Annotated in this window: 18 protein-coding genes; 16 read left to right on the plus strand and 2 right to left on the minus strand. The window is 34.2% G+C overall.

What is annotated here, in order from left to right; all coding sequences use genetic code 11:
* The first annotated feature begins 15 nt into the window (after nucleotides 1-15).
* The 6 genes from IDG63_RS07965 to IDG63_RS07990 all read left to right on the plus strand — a co-directional run bounded on the left by IDG63_RS07965 (nucleotide 16) and on the right by IDG63_RS07990 (nucleotide 6565).
* Nucleotides 16-1914: a glucosaminidase domain-containing protein gene (locus IDG63_RS07965; RefSeq protein WP_206176415.1), complete on the plus strand. Its 1899-nt coding sequence runs from the start codon at nucleotides 16-18 to the stop codon at nucleotides 1912-1914.
* 12 nt (nucleotides 1915-1926) lie between these two features.
* A complete protein-coding gene (locus tag IDG63_RS07970) occupies nucleotides 1927-3099 on the plus strand; it encodes a BppU family phage baseplate upper protein (protein ID WP_031925018.1) in 1173 nt (390 codons plus the stop codon).
* A gap of 5 nt (nucleotides 3100-3104) precedes the next feature.
* Complete coding sequence (locus tag IDG63_RS07975) at nucleotides 3105-3500, plus strand: hypothetical protein (RefSeq protein WP_015978410.1); 396 nt, start codon at nucleotides 3105-3107, stop codon at nucleotides 3498-3500.
* A 55-nt stretch (nucleotides 3501-3555) separates the two neighbouring features.
* Nucleotides 3556-3993, plus strand: coding sequence for a phage holin (locus IDG63_RS07980; RefSeq protein ID WP_000354132.1), 438 nt, complete (start codon nucleotides 3556-3558; stop codon nucleotides 3991-3993).
* Nucleotides 3974-5419 (plus strand): SH3 domain-containing protein, encoded by a 1446-nt coding sequence (locus IDG63_RS07985; protein WP_001148115.1) that lies wholly within the window; start codon nucleotides 3974-3976, stop codon nucleotides 5417-5419. Before IDG63_RS07980 ends, IDG63_RS07985 begins: the two co-directional genes overlap by 20 nt.
* 1008 nt (nucleotides 5420-6427) lie before the next feature.
* The gene (locus tag IDG63_RS07990; RefSeq protein WP_001790198.1) at nucleotides 6428-6565 is read left to right on the plus strand and encodes a chorismate mutase; all 138 of its coding nucleotides are present in this window, start codon (nucleotides 6428-6430) and stop codon (nucleotides 6563-6565) included.
* Nucleotides 6566-6570: 5 nt separating this feature from the next.
* Here the strand turns inward: IDG63_RS07990 and IDG63_RS07995 are convergent, their stop codons facing one another.
* Nucleotides 6571-6885 (minus strand): hypothetical protein, encoded by a 315-nt coding sequence (locus IDG63_RS07995; protein ID WP_000274029.1) that lies wholly within the window; start codon nucleotides 6883-6885, stop codon nucleotides 6571-6573.
* Nucleotides 6886-7249: 364 nt separating this feature from the next.
* On the opposite strand from IDG63_RS07995, the gene IDG63_RS08000 reads away from it, so the two are divergent.
* The 8 genes from IDG63_RS08000 (at nucleotide 7250) to IDG63_RS08035 (ending at nucleotide 14218) form a co-directional block, all read left to right on the plus strand.
* Nucleotides 7250-8290: a hemolysin family protein gene (locus IDG63_RS08000; protein WP_000582326.1), complete on the plus strand. Its 1041-nt coding sequence runs from the start codon at nucleotides 7250-7252 to the stop codon at nucleotides 8288-8290.
* A gap of 13 nt (nucleotides 8291-8303) precedes the next feature.
* Nucleotides 8304-9371 (plus strand): NAD(P)H-dependent flavin oxidoreductase, encoded by a 1068-nt coding sequence (locus tag IDG63_RS08005; RefSeq protein WP_000267249.1) that lies wholly within the window; start codon nucleotides 8304-8306, stop codon nucleotides 9369-9371.
* Nucleotides 9372-9437: 66 nt separating this feature from the next.
* Nucleotides 9438-9536, plus strand: a complete 99-nt coding sequence (locus IDG63_RS08010) for a hypothetical protein (protein ID WP_031835132.1) — start codon at nucleotides 9438-9440, stop codon at nucleotides 9534-9536.
* 133 nt (nucleotides 9537-9669) lie between these two features.
* Nucleotides 9670-10518 (plus strand): DUF72 domain-containing protein, encoded by an 849-nt coding sequence (locus IDG63_RS08015; protein WP_000608129.1) that lies wholly within the window; start codon nucleotides 9670-9672, stop codon nucleotides 10516-10518.
* 12 nt (nucleotides 10519-10530) lie between these two features.
* Nucleotides 10531-11358, plus strand: coding sequence for a sulfite exporter TauE/SafE family protein (locus tag IDG63_RS08020; RefSeq protein ID WP_000927632.1), 828 nt, complete (start codon nucleotides 10531-10533; stop codon nucleotides 11356-11358).
* Nucleotides 11359-11384: 26 nt separating this feature from the next.
* The gene (locus tag IDG63_RS08025) at nucleotides 11385-12704 is read left to right on the plus strand and encodes a bifunctional metallophosphatase/5'-nucleotidase (protein WP_001241236.1); all 1320 of its coding nucleotides are present in this window, start codon (nucleotides 11385-11387) and stop codon (nucleotides 12702-12704) included.
* 83 nt (nucleotides 12705-12787) lie between these two features.
* Complete coding sequence (gene lipA, locus IDG63_RS08030; RefSeq protein ID WP_000201875.1) at nucleotides 12788-13705, plus strand: lipoyl synthase; 918 nt, start codon at nucleotides 12788-12790, stop codon at nucleotides 13703-13705.
* A gap of 129 nt (nucleotides 13706-13834) precedes the next feature.
* Nucleotides 13835-14218 carry a YutD family protein gene (locus IDG63_RS08035; protein WP_000598444.1) on the plus strand — a complete coding sequence of 128 codons (384 nt, stop codon included), beginning with the start codon at nucleotides 13835-13837 and terminating at the stop codon, nucleotides 14216-14218.
* 78 nt (nucleotides 14219-14296) lie between these two features.
* Here IDG63_RS08035 and IDG63_RS08040 read toward each other — a convergent pair whose 3' ends face one another.
* A complete protein-coding gene (locus IDG63_RS08040; protein WP_000566649.1) occupies nucleotides 14297-14563 on the minus strand; it encodes a DUF3055 domain-containing protein in 267 nt (88 codons plus the stop codon).
* A gap of 97 nt (nucleotides 14564-14660) precedes the next feature.
* Here IDG63_RS08040 and IDG63_RS08045 point away from each other — a divergent pair, with 97 nt between their 5' ends.
* Both IDG63_RS08045 and IDG63_RS08050 read left to right on the plus strand, forming a co-directional pair.
* Nucleotides 14661-15095 (plus strand): DUF86 domain-containing protein, encoded by a 435-nt coding sequence (locus tag IDG63_RS08045; protein ID WP_000273981.1) that lies wholly within the window; start codon nucleotides 14661-14663, stop codon nucleotides 15093-15095.
* On the plus strand, nucleotides 15095-15874 hold the full coding sequence (locus IDG63_RS08050) for a TIGR01457 family HAD-type hydrolase (protein WP_000816184.1): 780 nt from the start codon (nucleotides 15095-15097) through the stop codon (nucleotides 15872-15874). Before IDG63_RS08045 ends, IDG63_RS08050 begins: the two co-directional genes overlap by 1 nt.
* Nucleotides 15875-15890 lie beyond the last annotated feature (16 nt).

Raw genomic sequence — 15890 nt, forward strand, 5'->3', positions numbered from 1 at the left:
AAATGAGGTGTATACATGGGATTACCTAATCCAAAAAACAGAAAACCTACAGCTAGTGAAGTAGTAGAGTGGGCTTTGTATATCGCTAAAAATAAAATAGCTATTGATGTACCTGGTTCTGGAATGGGAGCACAATGCTGGGATTTACCTAATTATTTACTCGATAAATATTGGGGGTTTAGAACATGGGGAAATGCTGATGCTATGGCTCAAAAATCCAATTATAGAGGTAGAGATTTCAAGATAATTAGAAATACAAAAGATTTTGTACCACAACCAGGCGACTGGGGTGTTTGGACTGGTGGTTGGGCAGGACATGTAAACATTGTAGTGGGACCATGCACAAAAGACTATTGGTATGGCGTAGATCAAAACTGGTATACAAATAACGCAACAGGAAGTCCACCTTATAAAATTAAACACTCTTATCATGATGGACCAGGTGGAAGGGTTAAATATTTTGTTAGACCACCATATCATCCAGACAAAACTACACCGGCACCTAAACCAGAAGATGATAGTGATGATAACGAAAAAAATAATAAAAAAGTTCCAATTTGGAAAGATGTAACAACTATAAAGTACACTATTTCTAGCCAAGAGGTTAATTATCCAGAATATATTTATCACTTTATAGTAGAAGGTAATCGACGACTCGAAAAACCTAAAGGAATAATGATTAGAAACGCACAAACGATGAGCTCGGTAGAAAGTTTATATAACAGTAGGAAGAAATACAAACAGGATGTAGAATATCCCCACTTTTATGTTGATAGACATAATATTTGGGCACCTAGAAGAGCTGTATTTGAAGTTCCTAATGAACCTGATTATATAGTTATAGACGTATGTGAAGATTATAGTGCGAGTAAAAATGAATTTATTTTTAATGAGATTCACGCAATGGTTGTAGCTGTAGATATGATGGCCAAATATGAGATACCTCTAAGTATTGAAAATTTAAAAGTAGACGACAGCATTTGGCGTTCGATGTTGGAACATGTTAATTGGAATATGATTGACAACGGTGTTCCCCCTAAAGATAAATACGAAGCATTAGAAAAGGCATTACTTAATATATTTAAAAACAGAGAAAAATTATTAAATTCTATAACTAAACCAACAGTAACAAAATCTAGAATAAAAGTTATGGTAGATAATAAAAACGCTGATATAGCGAATGTAAGAGACTCATCACCAACAGCTAATAATGGCTCGGCATCTAAACAACCGCAGATCATAACAGAAACGAGTCCTTATACATTCAAACAAGCACTGGATAAACAAATGGCAAGAGGTAACCCGAAAAAATCTAATACTTGGGGTTGGGCTAACGCTACACGAGCACAAACGAGTTCAGCAATGAATGTTAAACGAATATGGGAAAGTAACACGCAGTGCTACCAAATGCTTAATTTAGGCAAGTATCAAGGCGTTTCAGTTAGTTCGCTTAATAAGATACTTAAAGGTAAGGGGACATTGAATAATCAAGGTAAAGCGTTCGCAGAAGCTTGTAAAAAGCACAACATTAATGAAATTTATTTAATCGCGCATGCTTTCTTAGAAAGTGGATATGGAACAAGTAACTTCGCTAACGGAAAAGATGGAGTATACAACTACTTCGGCATTGGCGCTTACGACAACAATCCTAACTACGCAATGACGTTTGCAAGGAATAAAGGTTGGACATCTCCAGCAAAAGCAATCATGGGCGGTGCTAGCTTCGTAAGAAAAGATTACATCAACAAAGGACAAAACACATTGTATCGAATTAGATGGAATCCTAAGAATCCAGCTACCCACCAATACGCTACTGCTATAGAGTGGTGCCAACATCAAGCAAGTACAATCGCTAAGTTATATAAACAAATCGGCTTAAAAGGTATCTACTTCACAAGGGATAAATATAAATAAAGAGGTGTGTAAATGTACAAAATAAAAGATGTTGAAACGAGAATAAAAAATGATGGTGTTGACTTAGGTGACATTGGCTGTCAATTTTACACTGAAGATGAAAATACAGCATCTATAAGAATAGGTATCAATGACAAACAAGGTCGTATCGATCTAAAAGCACATGGCTTAACACCTAGATTACATTTGTTTATGGAAGATGGCTCTATATTCAAAAATGAGCCCCTTATTATCGACGATGTTGTAAAAGGATTCATTACCTACAAGATACCTAAAAAGGTTATCAAACACGCTGGTTATGTTCGCTGTAAGCTGTTTTTAGAGAAAGAAGAAGAAAAAATACATGTCGCGAACTTTTCTTTCAATATCGTTGATAGCGGCATTGAATCTGCTGTAGCAAAAGAAATCGATGTTAAATTGGTAGATGATGCTATTACGAGAATCTTAAAAGATAACGCGACAGATTTATTGAGCAAAGACTTTAAAGAAAAAATAGATAAAGATGTTATTTCTTACATCGAAAAGAATGAAAGTAGATTTAAAGGTGCGAAAGGTGATAAAGGCGAACCGGGACAACCTGGTGCAAAAGGTGAAGCAGGTAAAAAAGGAGAACAAGGCGCACCCGGTAAAAACGGTACTGTAGTATCAATCAATCCTGACACTAAAATGTGGCAAATTGATGGTAAAGATACAGATATCAAAGCAGAACCTGAGTTATTGGACAAAATCAATATCGCAAATGTTGAAGGGTTAGAAGATAAATTGCAAGAAGTTGAAAAAATCAAAGATACAACTCTCAACGACTCTAAAACGTATACGGATACAAAAATTGCTGAACTAGTTGATAGCGCGCCTGAATCTATGAACACATTAAGAGAATTAGCAGAAGCAATACAAAACAACTCTATTTCAGAAAGTGTATTGCAACAGATTGGCTCAAAAGTTAGTACAGAAGATTTTGAGGAATTCAAACAAACACTAAATGATTTATATGCTCCAAAAAATCATAATCATGACGAGCGGTATGTTTTGTCATCTCAAGCTTTTACTAAACAACAAGCGGATAATTTATATCAACTAAAAAGCGCATCTCAACCGACGGTTAAAATTTGGACAGGAACAGAAAATGAATATAACTATATATATCAAAAAGACCCGAATACGTTATATTTAATTAAAGGGTGATTTTTATGGAAGGTAATTTTAAAAATGTAAAGAAGTTTATTTACGAAGGTGAAGAATATACAAAAGTATATGCTGGAAATATCCAAGTATGGAAAAAGCCTTCATCTTTTGTAATAAAACCCTTACCTAAAAATAAATATCCGGATAGCATAGAAGAATCAACAGCAAAATGGACAATAAATGGAGTTGAACCCAATAAAAGTTATCAGGTGACAATAGAAAATGTACGTAGCGGTATAATGAGGATTTCGCAAACTAATTTAGGGTCAAGTGATTTAGGAATATCAGGAGTCAATAGCGGAGTGGCAAGTAAAAACATCAACTTTAGTAATCCTTCAGGGATATTGTATGTCACTATAAGTGATGTTTATTCAGGATCTCCAACATTGACCATTGAATAATTTTAAACGACTAATTTTTAGTCGTTTTTTTATTTTGGATAAAAGGAGCAAACAAATGGATATTAACTGGAAATTGAGATTCAAAAACAAAGCAGTACTAACTGGTTTAGTTGGAGCATTGTTGCTATTTATCAAGCAAGTCACGGATTTATTCGGATTAGATTTATCTACTCAATTAAATCAAGCTAGCGCAATTATAGGCGCTATCCTCACGTTACTTACAGGTATTGGCGTTATTACTGACCCAACGTCAAAAGGCGTCTCAGATTCATCTATAGCACAGACATATCAAGCGCCTAGAGATAGCAATAAAGAAGAACAACAAGTTACGTGGAAATCATCACAAGACAGCAGTTTAACGCCGGAATTAAGCACGAAAGCACCAAAAGAATATGATACATCACAACCTTTCACAGACGCCTCTAACGATGTTGGCTTTGATGTGAATGAGTATCATCATGGAGGTGGCGACAATGCAAGCAAAATTAACTAAAAAAGAGTTTATAGAGTGGTTGAAAACTTCTGAGGGAAAACAATTCAATGCGGACTTATGGTATGGATTTCAATGCTTTGATTATGCCAATGCTGCTTGGAAAGTTTTGTTTGGATTACTTCTAAAAGGTTTAGGTGCAAAAGATATTCCGTTCGCTAACAACTTCGACGGATTAGCTACTGTATACCAAAATACACCGGACTTCTTAGCACAACCTGGCGACATGGTGGTATTCGGTAGCAACTACGGTGCTGGATATGGTCACGTTGCATGGGTAATTGAAGCAACTTTAGATTACATCATTGTATATGAGCAGAATTGGCTAGGCGGTGGCTGGACTGACGGAATCGAACAACCCGGCTGGGGTTGGGAAAAAGTTACAAGACGACAACATGCTTATGATTTCCCTATGTGGTTTATCCGTCCGAATTTTAAAAGTGAGACAGCGCCACGATCAGTTCAATCTCCTACACAAGCACCTAAAAAAGAAACAGCTAAGCCACAACCTAAAGCAGTAGAACTTAAAATCATCAAAGATGTGGTTAAAGGTTATGACCTACCTAAGCGTGGTAGTAACCCTAAAGGTATAGTTATACACAACGACGCAGGGAGCAAAGGGGCGACTGCTGAAGCATATCGTAACGGATTAGTAAATGCACCTTTATCAAGATTAGAAGCGGGCATTGCGCATAGTTACGTATCAGGCAACACAGTTTGGCAAGCCTTAGATGAATCACAAGTAGGTTGGCATACCGCTAATCAAATAGGTAATAAATATTATTACGGTATTGAAGTATGTCAATCAATGGGCGCAGATAACGCGACATTCTTAAAAAATGAACAGGCAACTTTCCAAGAATGCGCTAGATTGTTGAAAAAATGGGGATTACCAGCAAACAGAAATACAATCAGATTGCACAATGAATTTACCTCAACATCATGCCCTCATAGAAGTTCGGTTTTACACACTGGTTTTGACCCAGTAACTCGCGGTCTATTGCCAGAAGACAAGCGGTTGCAACTTAAAGACTACTTTATCAAGCAGATTAGGGCGTACATGGATGGTAAAATACCGGTTGCCACTGTCTCTAATGAGTCAAGCGCTTCAAGTAATACAGTTAAACCAGTTGCAAGTGCATGGAAACGTAATAAATATGGTACTTACTACATGGAAGAAAGTGCTAGATTCACAAACGGCAATCAACCAATCACAGTAAGAAAAGTGGGGCCATTCTTATCTTGTCCAGTGGGTTATCAGTTCCAACCTGGTGGATATTGTGATTATACAGAAGTGATGTTACAAGATGGTCATGTTTGGGTAGGATATACATGGGAGGGGCAACGTTATTACTTGCCTATTAGAACATGGAATGGTTCTGCCCCACCTAATCAGATATTAGGTGACTTATGGGGAGAAATCAGTTAGAATGACATAGTCATGTCTATTTAAGCAGGTGCGTTACATACCTGCTTTCTATTTACATTTAAAGATAAAATGTGCTATTATTTTACTAGAACTTTTTAACATTTCTCTCAAGATTTAAATGTAGATAACAGGCAGGTACTACGGTACTTGCCTATTTTTTATGTTATAATGTAATTACATTACCAGTAACCAATCTGGCTTAAAACCACATTTCCGGTAGCCAATCCGGCTATGCAGAGGACTTACTTGCGTAAAGTAGTAAGAAGCTGACTGCATATTTAAACCACCCATACTAGTTGCTGGGTGGTTTTTATGTTATAATATAAATGTGAAATGGTCATTCTTGAAATGACTCGGTCGCTACTGGCACAGACTGTTTAAAGTGTCGCCACAACATGAACTGAGAATTCATATGACGTTGCTGACGAGCGACAAAGCTCTGTGTTCCTGAACGGGAGTAGGTTTGTGTGGTGGTTTAATTTAGTAACAGCATAGACTGTCTATAGCAAAGTTGCCGAAGAGATTCTAAACGTATTTATAAATACGTGGCCCTTGCTAGATAACCGCATCTTAACTGATGCGGTTATTTTTATCCCCACACAACCAACAAAACCACACCACCTATTAATTTAGGAGTGTGGTTATTTTAATATGTGAAGCTAAAATAACTACAAATGATACCATTTTTGATACCAAAAAATAATAACCTCAAAATTTCGAGAGAAATAACTTCATTTTAAATCGCATTAAATCAATGTTTCTATAAAAATAAGTCCTTAAAAATTAGTTTTTTCAATCGAAATGGAAGGTAGTATCGGATAACTTTAAACCGCGTTGTTAAGCTATTCTTGACTTCCGGAAATGGGTATTGATACCATTTTGATACTGAATATAACAAAAAGCCACATTACTGTGGCTTTTTTTGTTTTATAACTAAATCGGATTGATAGATAAGCTTTGTACTTATTTATATCAGTCCGATTTTTTGATTGGTGTAAAAAATAATCATTGATGGTGGATAAAGCGACAACACAAATACAACATGATTGTGGCATTAGAGTGCTGGTCTTTATTAAATTAATTGAAAGCTACATCAAATATTCTTTAGATAATTCGATATTAGTTCGATTAAGATTCGTTGTATAAGTGAGTTAAAATAAGAAAACTATTAATAATATTAAGTTCACTACAGATGTTGCTAATGGACCATAAGTTTTAAAGACATCTTCACTTTTATAACCAACAATCGCATCTAAAAATTGAACTAAGATCATTGCAATGGATATAGTTATCAAAAATATAGCACTATGAATGACTAAAGAAAAAATAGCTAATAAAAATAAAGGTAAGCTTCGACTAAGTGCATAATATGCATTTATATTATGGCTAGATGCACATGCTTGAATTGAATAACCTAAACTTACACTGGCACTAATGATTGTAAATATTGCTAAAACAAAATACATGTTAATCCATCTTTCTATATTTGGATATAAACAAGTACTTGTCTAAAGTTATTTAAAAGATAATTAGAATAAATTTATGAGAAACTAGTTGTTATCATTATAATGGTTTCAAATGATTATAACTATGTCATAAACTGAATTTGTTGAAATTTTTCATTATGTAAATTTATTAATAACAAACAGCTCGAACTATAGCATCATTTTACTAATGAATGCATTAAAGTAACTATGATTAAAAATGCATATTAATTATCATTATTAAGTCTATTATATATAATGAATTTTAACTGGTTTATTAAACGAGAACGTCGGGAATTAAGTAACTACAATAAAAATAAGATATGACAATAAGGAGACTACACGCGTGATCATTGCCATAATTATATTGATATTTATTTCGTTTTTCTTTTCAGGAAGCGAGACGGCATTAACGGCTGCCAATAAAACAAAATTTAAAACTGAAGCTGACAAAGGTGATAAAAAAGCAAAAGGCATTGTAAAGTTACTTGAAAAACCAAGTGAGTTTATTACAACGATTCTAATTGGGAATAATGTCGCGAATATTTTATTACCAACACTTGTTACAATTATGGCTTTACGTTGGGGGATTAGCGTTGGTATTGCATCAGCTGTTTTAACAGTTGTTATCATTTTGATTTCCGAAGTGATTCCCAAGTCTGTCGCTGCAACATTTCCAGATAAAATAACAAGGCTTGTATATCCAATTATTAATATTTGTGTCATTGTGTTTCGCCCTATCACATTACTTTTAAATAAGTTGACGGACAGTATTAATCGAAGTTTATCTAAGGGTCAACCTCAAGAACATCAATTTTCAAAAGAAGAATTTAAAACAATGTTAGCAATTGCTGGACATGAAGGTGCTTTAAATGAAATTGAGACGAGTAGGTTGGAAGGTGTCATTAATTTTGAAAATTTAAAAGTAAAAGATGTAGATACAACACCTAGAATTAATGTGACGGCATTTGCTTCAAATGCGACATACGAAGAAGTTTATGAAACGGTTATGAATAAGCCATACACTAGATATCCAGTGTACGAGGGAGATATTGATAACATTATTGGGGTGTTTCATTCTAAATATCTGTTGGCTTGGAGTAATAAAAAAGAAGATCAAATTACAAACTATTCAGCTAAGCCATTATTTGTGAATGAACACAATAAAGCTGAATGGGTATTACGTAAGATGACTATTTCTAGAAAACATTTAGCAATTGTGTTGGACGAATTTGGTGGTACCGAAGCGATAGTGTCACATGAAGACTTAATTGAAGAATTATTAGGTATGGAAATTGAAGATGAGATGGATAAAAAGGAAAAAGAAAAACTTTCTCAACAGCAAATTCAATTTCAACAACGGAAAAATCGCAACGTATCTATATAAGGAGCGAACAGCTATGTGGAATAAGAATCGACTTACTCAAATGTTAAGTATTGAATATCCAATTATACAAGCAGGTATGGCAGGAAGTACGACACCGAAATTAGTTGCATCAGTAAGTAACAGTGGTGGATTAGGCACAATAGGCGCAGGTTACTTTAATACGCAGCAATTAGAAGATGAAATAGATTATGTACGCCAATTAACGTCAAATTCTTTTGGTGTAAATGTCTTTGTACCAAGTCAACAATCATATACCAGTAGTCAAATTGAAAATATGAATGCATGGTTAAAACCTTATCGACGCGCATTACATTTAGAAGAGCCGGTTGTAAAAATTACCGAAGAACAACAATTTAAGTGTCATATTGATACGATAATTAAAAAGCAAGTGCCTGTATGTTGTTTTACTTTTGGAATTCCAAGCGAACAGATTATAAGCAGGTTGAAAGCAGCGAATGTCAAACTTATAGGTACAGCAACAAGTGTTGATGAAGCTATTGCGAATGAAAAAGCGGGTATGGATGTTATCGTTGCTCAAGGTAGTGAAGCAGGTGGACATCGTGGTTCATTTTTAAAACCTAAAAATCAATTACCTATGGTTGGAACAATATCTTTAGTGCCACAAATTGTAGATGTCGTTTCAATTCCGGTCATTGCCGCTGGTGGAATTATGGACGGTAGAGGAGTTTTGGCAAGTATTGTCTTAGGTGCAGAAGGGGTACAAATGGGCACTGCATTTTTAACATCACAAGATAGTAATGCATCAGAACTACTGCGAGACGCAATTATAAATAGTAAAGAAACAGATACAGTCATTACAAATGCGTTTAGTGGAAAGCTTGCACGCGGTATCAACAATAGGTTTATCGAAGAAATGTCCCAATACGAAGGCGATATCCCAGATTATCCAATACAAAATGAGCTAACAAGTAGCATAAGAAAAGCCGCAGCAAACATCGGCGACAAAGAGTTAACACATATGTGGAGTGGACAAAGCCCGCGACTAGCAACAACGCATCCCGCCAACACCATCATGTCCAATATAATCAATCAAATTAATCAAATCATGCAATATAAATAATCGACCGCAATCCACAAAAGCACAAGCACCCCCAAACATTATTTTAGTGCTTGCCATTTTTGTGGATTGCGTTTCTATTTTACCAATCTAATCAAACGAAAACATCAAGCTGAAGATCGCCGAAAGATTTTAATCAAGCGAAATCATCAAACGAAAGTTCACTGAAATGATTATGATCAAACGAAATCATCAAACGAAGGTTCGCTGAAATGATTATAATCAAGCGAAATCATCAAATTAAAGTTCGCTGAAATGATTATGATAAAAGTTATATGGTATGATGACATTGGTGATATATATGATAAACATCGGATTAACAGGTTGGGGTGATCACTATTCATTATATGAAGATTTAGAACGCCAAACCGATAAACTTAAAACATATGCTGGACATTTTCCGGTTGTCGAATTAGATGCGACATACTATGCGATACAACCGGAAAGAAATATATTGAAATGGATAAAAGAAACGCCTGATACATTTGAATTTGTGGTCAAAATTCATCAAGCACTCACATTGCATGCAGACTACAAAACATTTGCAGATACAAGGCAAGAACTATTTGATCAATTTAAGAATATGTTAGAGCCCTTACATACACAGAAAAAATTAGCAATGGTATTGGTTCAATTTCCGCCATGGTTTGACTGCAATGCACAAAATATCAAATATATTTTGTATGTAAGACAGCAATTACAAGCATTTCCAATGTGTGTAGAATTTAGGCATCAATCATGGTTTAGTGATGCATTTAAAGAACAAACATTGGCATTTTTAACAGAACATCAAATCATTCATGCAGTAGTTGATGAACCACAAGTGAAAGATGGCAGTGTACCTTTAGTCAATCGAATCACAAATGAAATTGCGTTTGTACGTTATCATGGACGTAATCATTACGGTTGGACTAAGAAAGATATGTCAGATCAAGAATGGCGAGATGTACGCTATTTATATGATTATAATGAGCAAGAATTAATAGACTTGGCACAAAAGGCACAAATATTAGCACAAAAAGCTAAGAAAGTTTACGTCATATTTAACAATAATTCTGGTGGTCATGCAGCAAATAATGCCAAAACATATCAGCGATTATTGAATATAGAATATGAAGGGTTAGCACCACAACAATTAAAATTATTTTAAGAGGCGACGACTATGTTATTAACAATTACATTATTAGTTTTAATCGGAGGTTTGTCAGCGATTATAGGGTCAATCGTAGGCATTGGAGGCGGTATTATTATCGTTCCAACAATGGTTTACCTCGGTGTTGAACATGGATTACTACATAATATTACAACACAAGTAGCGATAGGGACGTCTTCAGTCATTCTAATTGTGACAGGACTTTCTTCATCACTTGGATATTTAAAAACAAAACAAGTTGATATTAAAAATGGTTCCATCTTTTTATTTGGACTATTACCAGGTTCATTGCTTGGGTCCTTCATTAGTAGATATTTAACATTTGAGTCATTTAATTTATATTTTGGTATCTTTTTAATTTTCGTAGCTATTTTATTAATGGTAAGAAATAAGATTAAACCGTTTAAAATTTTCGATAAACCCAAGTATGAAAAGACTTATGTAGACGCTAAAGGTAAAACATATCATTATAGTGTGCCACCATTGTTTGCTTTTATTACAACGTTTTTAATTGGTATATTGACAGGTTTATTTGGTATTGGAGGTGGCGCACTAATGACGCCACTAATGCTTATTGTATTTAGATTTCCACCTCATGTAGCTGTTGGAACAAGTATGATGATGATTTTCTTTTCAAGTGTCATGAGTTCTATAGGGCACATTGCTCAAGGTCACGTAGCTTGGGGTTATGCAATCATTTTAATTATTTCTAGTTATTTTGGTGCGAAAATCGGTGTCAAAGTGAATCAATCAATTAAGTCAGATACGGTAGTAACATTATTGAGAACAGTAATGTTGTTAATGGGTATATATTTAATTATTCGTGCGTTGATTTAATACAACTTTAAAAGGAGGACGTCAATTTGAGGCTTACAATTTATCATACGAACGATATTCATAGTCATTTACATGAATACGAACGCATTAAAGCATATATGGCAGAACAACGGCCACGACTTAATCATCCTTCTTTATATGTTGATCTAGGTGATCATGTAGATTTATCCGCACCTATAACTGAAGCAACTTTAGGTAAAAAGAATGTGGCATTACTAAATGAAGCAAAATGTGATGTTGCAACAATCGGTAATAATGAAGGGATGACCATTTCACACGAAGCTTTAAATCACCTTTACGACGAAGCAAAATTTATAGTGACATGTAGCAATGTTATAGATGAATCAGGTCATTTACCAAATAATATCGTTTCTTCTTATATTAAGGATATAGACGGTGTGAAAATACTATTCGTTGCAGCGACAGCACCTTTTACCCCATTTTATCGTGCACTAAATTGGATTGTTACCGATCCACTTGAATCTATAAAAGAAGAAATTGAACTTCAACGAGGTAAATTTGATGTATTAATCGTGCTAAGTCATTGTGGCATTTTCTTCGATGAAACATTATGCCAAGAATTGCCTGAAATTGATGTCATTTTTGGTAGTCATACGCATCATTATTTTGAACATGGTGAAATCAATAATGGTGTACTGATGGCGGCAGCTGGAAAGTATGGTAATTATCTTGGAGAGGTTAATTTAACTTTTGAGGCACATAAAGTAGTACATAAAACTGCAAAGATTATTCCTTTAGAAATATTACCTGAAGTTGAAACTTCATTTGAAGAAGAAGGAAAAACGTTAATGTCCAATTCAGTAATTCAACATCCAGTAGTGCTTAAGCGTAGTATGAATCACATAACTGAAGCTGCATACTTATTAGCTCAAAGTGTTTGTGAGTATACACATGCACAATGTGCCATCATCAATGCTGGCTTACTCGTTAAAGATATTGTAAAAGATGAAGTGACAGAATATGACATTCATCAAATGTTACCGCATCCGATTAATATGGTAAGGGTTAGACTTTCTGGTGTGAAATTAAAAGAGATTATAGCTAAAAGTAATAAACAAGAATATATGTATGAACATGCACAAGGTTTGGGTTTCAGAGGGAATATATTTGGAGGATATATTCTTTATAATTTAGGGTACATTCATTCTACAGGGCGTTACTATCTGAATGGAGAAGAAATCGAAGACGACAAAGAATATGTACTAGGTACGATAGATATGTATACGTTCGGTCGTTATTTCCCAACATTGAAAGAATTACCAAAAGAGTATTTAATGCCAGAGTTTTTAAGAGATATATTTAAAGAAAAATTATTGGAATATTAAAAAGTAAGATTATTGGATTTTCATTTGTCATGAATTTCGATATAATGTTTAAAGATACACTTAACAGGAGGGTATGTGTTGTTATGGCGACAAAAAACGAGGAAATATTACGTAAACCGGATTGGTTGAAAATAAAATTAAATACCAACGAAAACTATACAGGACTTAAGAAGATGATGAGGGAAAAAAATCTTAATACTGTATGTGAAGAAGCTAAATGTCCTAATATACATGAATGTTGGGGTGCACGTCGTACAGCGACATTTATGATTTTAGGTGCCGTATGTACAAGAGCTTGTCGTTTTTGTGCGGTTAAGACAGGTTTACCTAATGAACTTGATTTAAATGAGCCTGAACGTGTAGCTGAATCAGTTGAATTAATGAACTTGAAACACGTTGTTATCACTGCTGTTGCGCGTGATGATTTAAGAGATGCTGGTTCAAATGTTTATGCTGAGACAGTACGTAAAGTTAGAGAAAGAAATCCATTTACAACGATTGAAATTTTACCATCAGATATGGGCGGGGACTATGATGCGTTAGAAACATTAATGGCTTCAAGACCTGACATTTTAAACCATAATATTGAAACTGTTCGTCGATTAACACCGAGAGTTCGTGCGCGTGCGACTTACGACAGAACATTAGAGTTTTTACGTCGTTCAAAAGAATTACAACCGGATATCCCAACTAAATCAAGTATTATGGTTGGATTAGGTGAAACTATAGAAGAAATTTATGAAACGATGGATGATTTACGTGCGAATGATGTAGATATTTTAACGATTGGTCAATATTTACAACCTTCACGTAAACATTTAAAGGTTCAAAAATATTACACGCCTTTAGAGTTTGGTAAATTAAGAAAAGTGGCAATGGATAAAGGGTTTAAACATTGCCAAGCTGGACCTTTAGTACGTAGTTCTTATCATGCGGATGAGCAAGTAAATGAAGCTGCTAAAGAAAAGCAACGCCAAGGTGAGGCACAGTTAAATAGTTAATATTTAACCATTAATAAGGCATAAAGGCTTAGTTTGTACAAAACGAACGTGTCATAGAAGTAATCATTATTTTTATGAAACACTAAAAGTATAAACTGAGCCTTTCATTGTCATAGATAGGTGAAGAATTTGATAAAAGTAGATCAACATTACTTTGAATTAATAGAAAATTATCGCGAATGTTTTAATGAAGAACAATTTATTGCTAGGTATTCAGATATTTTAGATAAATATGATTACATAGTTGGTGACTATGGTTACGATCAATTACGATTAAAAGGTTTTTACAAAGATTCTAATAAAAAAGCAGAGATGAGTAAACGTTTTTCAAATATTCAAGATTACATATTTGAATATTGTAACTTTGGTTGTCCTTACTTTGTATTAAGACATTTGTCTAAACAAGAGGTTAAAAAGTTAATCGAAGAAGTTCATCCGTCTGATGTGATAGATGACGACAATAAACTTCAAGATGTGAAGATTAAGCCAACCATTCAAGATACTGAACATTAATAAAACCCTTAGCTAGATTGAAAATGGGAATCATGCAATTCAAGCATGGACCTGTAATCTAGTTAGGGGTTTTTATCTTTAATGAATGACTTCATTTAAATACTCAGTAATTTCATCGCCTTCTTCAGCATTTACACCTAAAATATGAGCGATATAGCCTTCTTCTTTTAAATCATCAGTACCGATAATACCGAATTTATTTGTTTGCATATTAAGTACGAGTGTCTTACCATAATGTCTATTTGTATGGACTAACATCAAATCATATCGACTATGCTCGCCAACAAAACCAACAAACTGAACTTGACTCTCTTCGTTGTCATCATATAAATACATATCAATCATTTTGTAGCGACTCCTTTTAAAAGTAGTAAAGTTAGTATAACGACAAATGAAGTATACTGCAAAATTATGATAATATATAAGTGAGAGGTGACAAGGAATGTATTTTGTAGACAAAGATAAACTAACTCAGAAATTAGCCTATTTACAAGCATTAACTGATGATTATCATGAGAGCAAGCACAATCATTATGCATTTGAACGCATTGCTCAAATGTTGATAGAATCATCGGTAGATATAGGGAATATGATTATCGATGCATTTATTTTAAGGGATCCTGGTAATTATAAAGATGTGATTGATATATTAGAACTAGAAAATGTTATTACTAAAGAAACACAGCAGGCGATTAATAAAACTGTCGGTATTCGTAAACAATTTACATATGATTACACAGCCTTAGATATTAAGATTATCATGCCAATGTTTGATGACGCATTACCTTATTACAAACAATTTATTACAGAAGTAACGACATTTTTACATCAAGAAAATGTACCAGTAACAGCTTTTGGTAAAGGAGAAAATCAATAATGAAACAGTATAAAGCGTATTTAATCGATTTAGATGGCACAATGTATATGGGAACAGATGAGATTGATGGAGCAAAACAATTCATCGATTATTTAAATGTAAAAGGCATTCCTCATTTATACGTAACTAATAATTCAACAAAAACACCTGAGCAAGTAACTGAAAAATTACGTGAAATGCACATTGATGCTAAACCAGAAGAGGTTGTAACGTCAGCGTTAGCCACTGCTGATTATATTTCAGAACAATCACCAGGAGCATCAGTATATATGTTAGGTGGGAGTGGTTTAAATACTGCGTTAACCGAAGCGGGACTTGTCATTAAAAATGACGAGCATGTTGATTATGTAGTTATTGGACTTGACGAACAAGTTACATATGAAAAGCTTGCGATTGCAACGTTAGGTGTAAGAAATGGTGCAACATTTATTTCTACAAATCCTGATGTATCAATTCCTAAAGAGCGTGGTTTATTACCTGGTAATGGTGCTATTACAAGTGTTGTAAGTGTATCGACAGGTGTATCGCCACAATTTATTGGTAAACCAGAACCGATTATTATGGTTAAAGCATTAGAAATTTTAGGATTAGATAAATCCGAAGTTGCTATGGTAGGCGATTTGTACGATACCGATATTATGTCTGGTATTAACGTAGGTATGGATACGATTCATGTACAAACAGGTGTATCTACGTTAGAAGATGTGCAAAATAAAAATGTGCCACCAACGTATTCTTTTAAAGATTTAAATGAAGCAATAGCTGAATTAGAAAAATAGATATAGTCATTTTATA

The organism is Staphylococcus sp. EG-SA-14, assembly GCF_017151935.1.
Classification (GTDB): domain Bacteria; phylum Bacillota; class Bacilli; order Staphylococcales; family Staphylococcaceae; genus Staphylococcus; species Staphylococcus aureus.

Coding starts and splice junctions, on each gene's coding strand:
- IDG63_RS07965 (WP_206176415.1), top strand. CDS start 16: ATGGGATTACCTAATCCAAAAAACAGAAAACCTACAGCTAGTGAAGTA.
- IDG63_RS07970 (WP_031925018.1), top strand. CDS start 1,927: ATGTACAAAATAAAAGATGTTGAAACGAGAATAAAAAATGATGGTGTT.
- IDG63_RS07975 (WP_015978410.1), top strand. CDS start 3,105: ATGGAAGGTAATTTTAAAAATGTAAAGAAGTTTATTTACGAAGGTGAA.
- IDG63_RS07980 (WP_000354132.1), top strand. CDS start 3,556: ATGGATATTAACTGGAAATTGAGATTCAAAAACAAAGCAGTACTAACT.
- IDG63_RS07985 (WP_001148115.1), top strand. CDS start 3,974: ATGCAAGCAAAATTAACTAAAAAAGAGTTTATAGAGTGGTTGAAAACT.
- IDG63_RS07995 (WP_000274029.1), bottom strand. CDS start 6,885: ATGTATTTTGTTTTAGCAATATTTACAATCATTAGTGCCAGTGTAAGT.
- IDG63_RS08005 (WP_000267249.1), top strand. CDS start 8,304: ATGTGGAATAAGAATCGACTTACTCAAATGTTAAGTATTGAATATCCA.
- IDG63_RS08015 (WP_000608129.1), top strand. CDS start 9,670: ATGATAAACATCGGATTAACAGGTTGGGGTGATCACTATTCATTATAT.
- IDG63_RS08020 (WP_000927632.1), top strand. CDS start 10,531: ATGTTATTAACAATTACATTATTAGTTTTAATCGGAGGTTTGTCAGCG.
- lipA (WP_000201875.1), top strand. CDS start 12,788: ATGGCGACAAAAAACGAGGAAATATTACGTAAACCGGATTGGTTGAAA.
- IDG63_RS08040 (WP_000566649.1), bottom strand. CDS start 14,563: ATGATTGATATGTATTTATATGATGACAACGAAGAGAGTCAAGTTCAG.
- IDG63_RS08045 (WP_000273981.1), top strand. CDS start 14,661: ATGTATTTTGTAGACAAAGATAAACTAACTCAGAAATTAGCCTATTTA.
- IDG63_RS08050 (WP_000816184.1), top strand. CDS start 15,095: ATGAAACAGTATAAAGCGTATTTAATCGATTTAGATGGCACAATGTAT.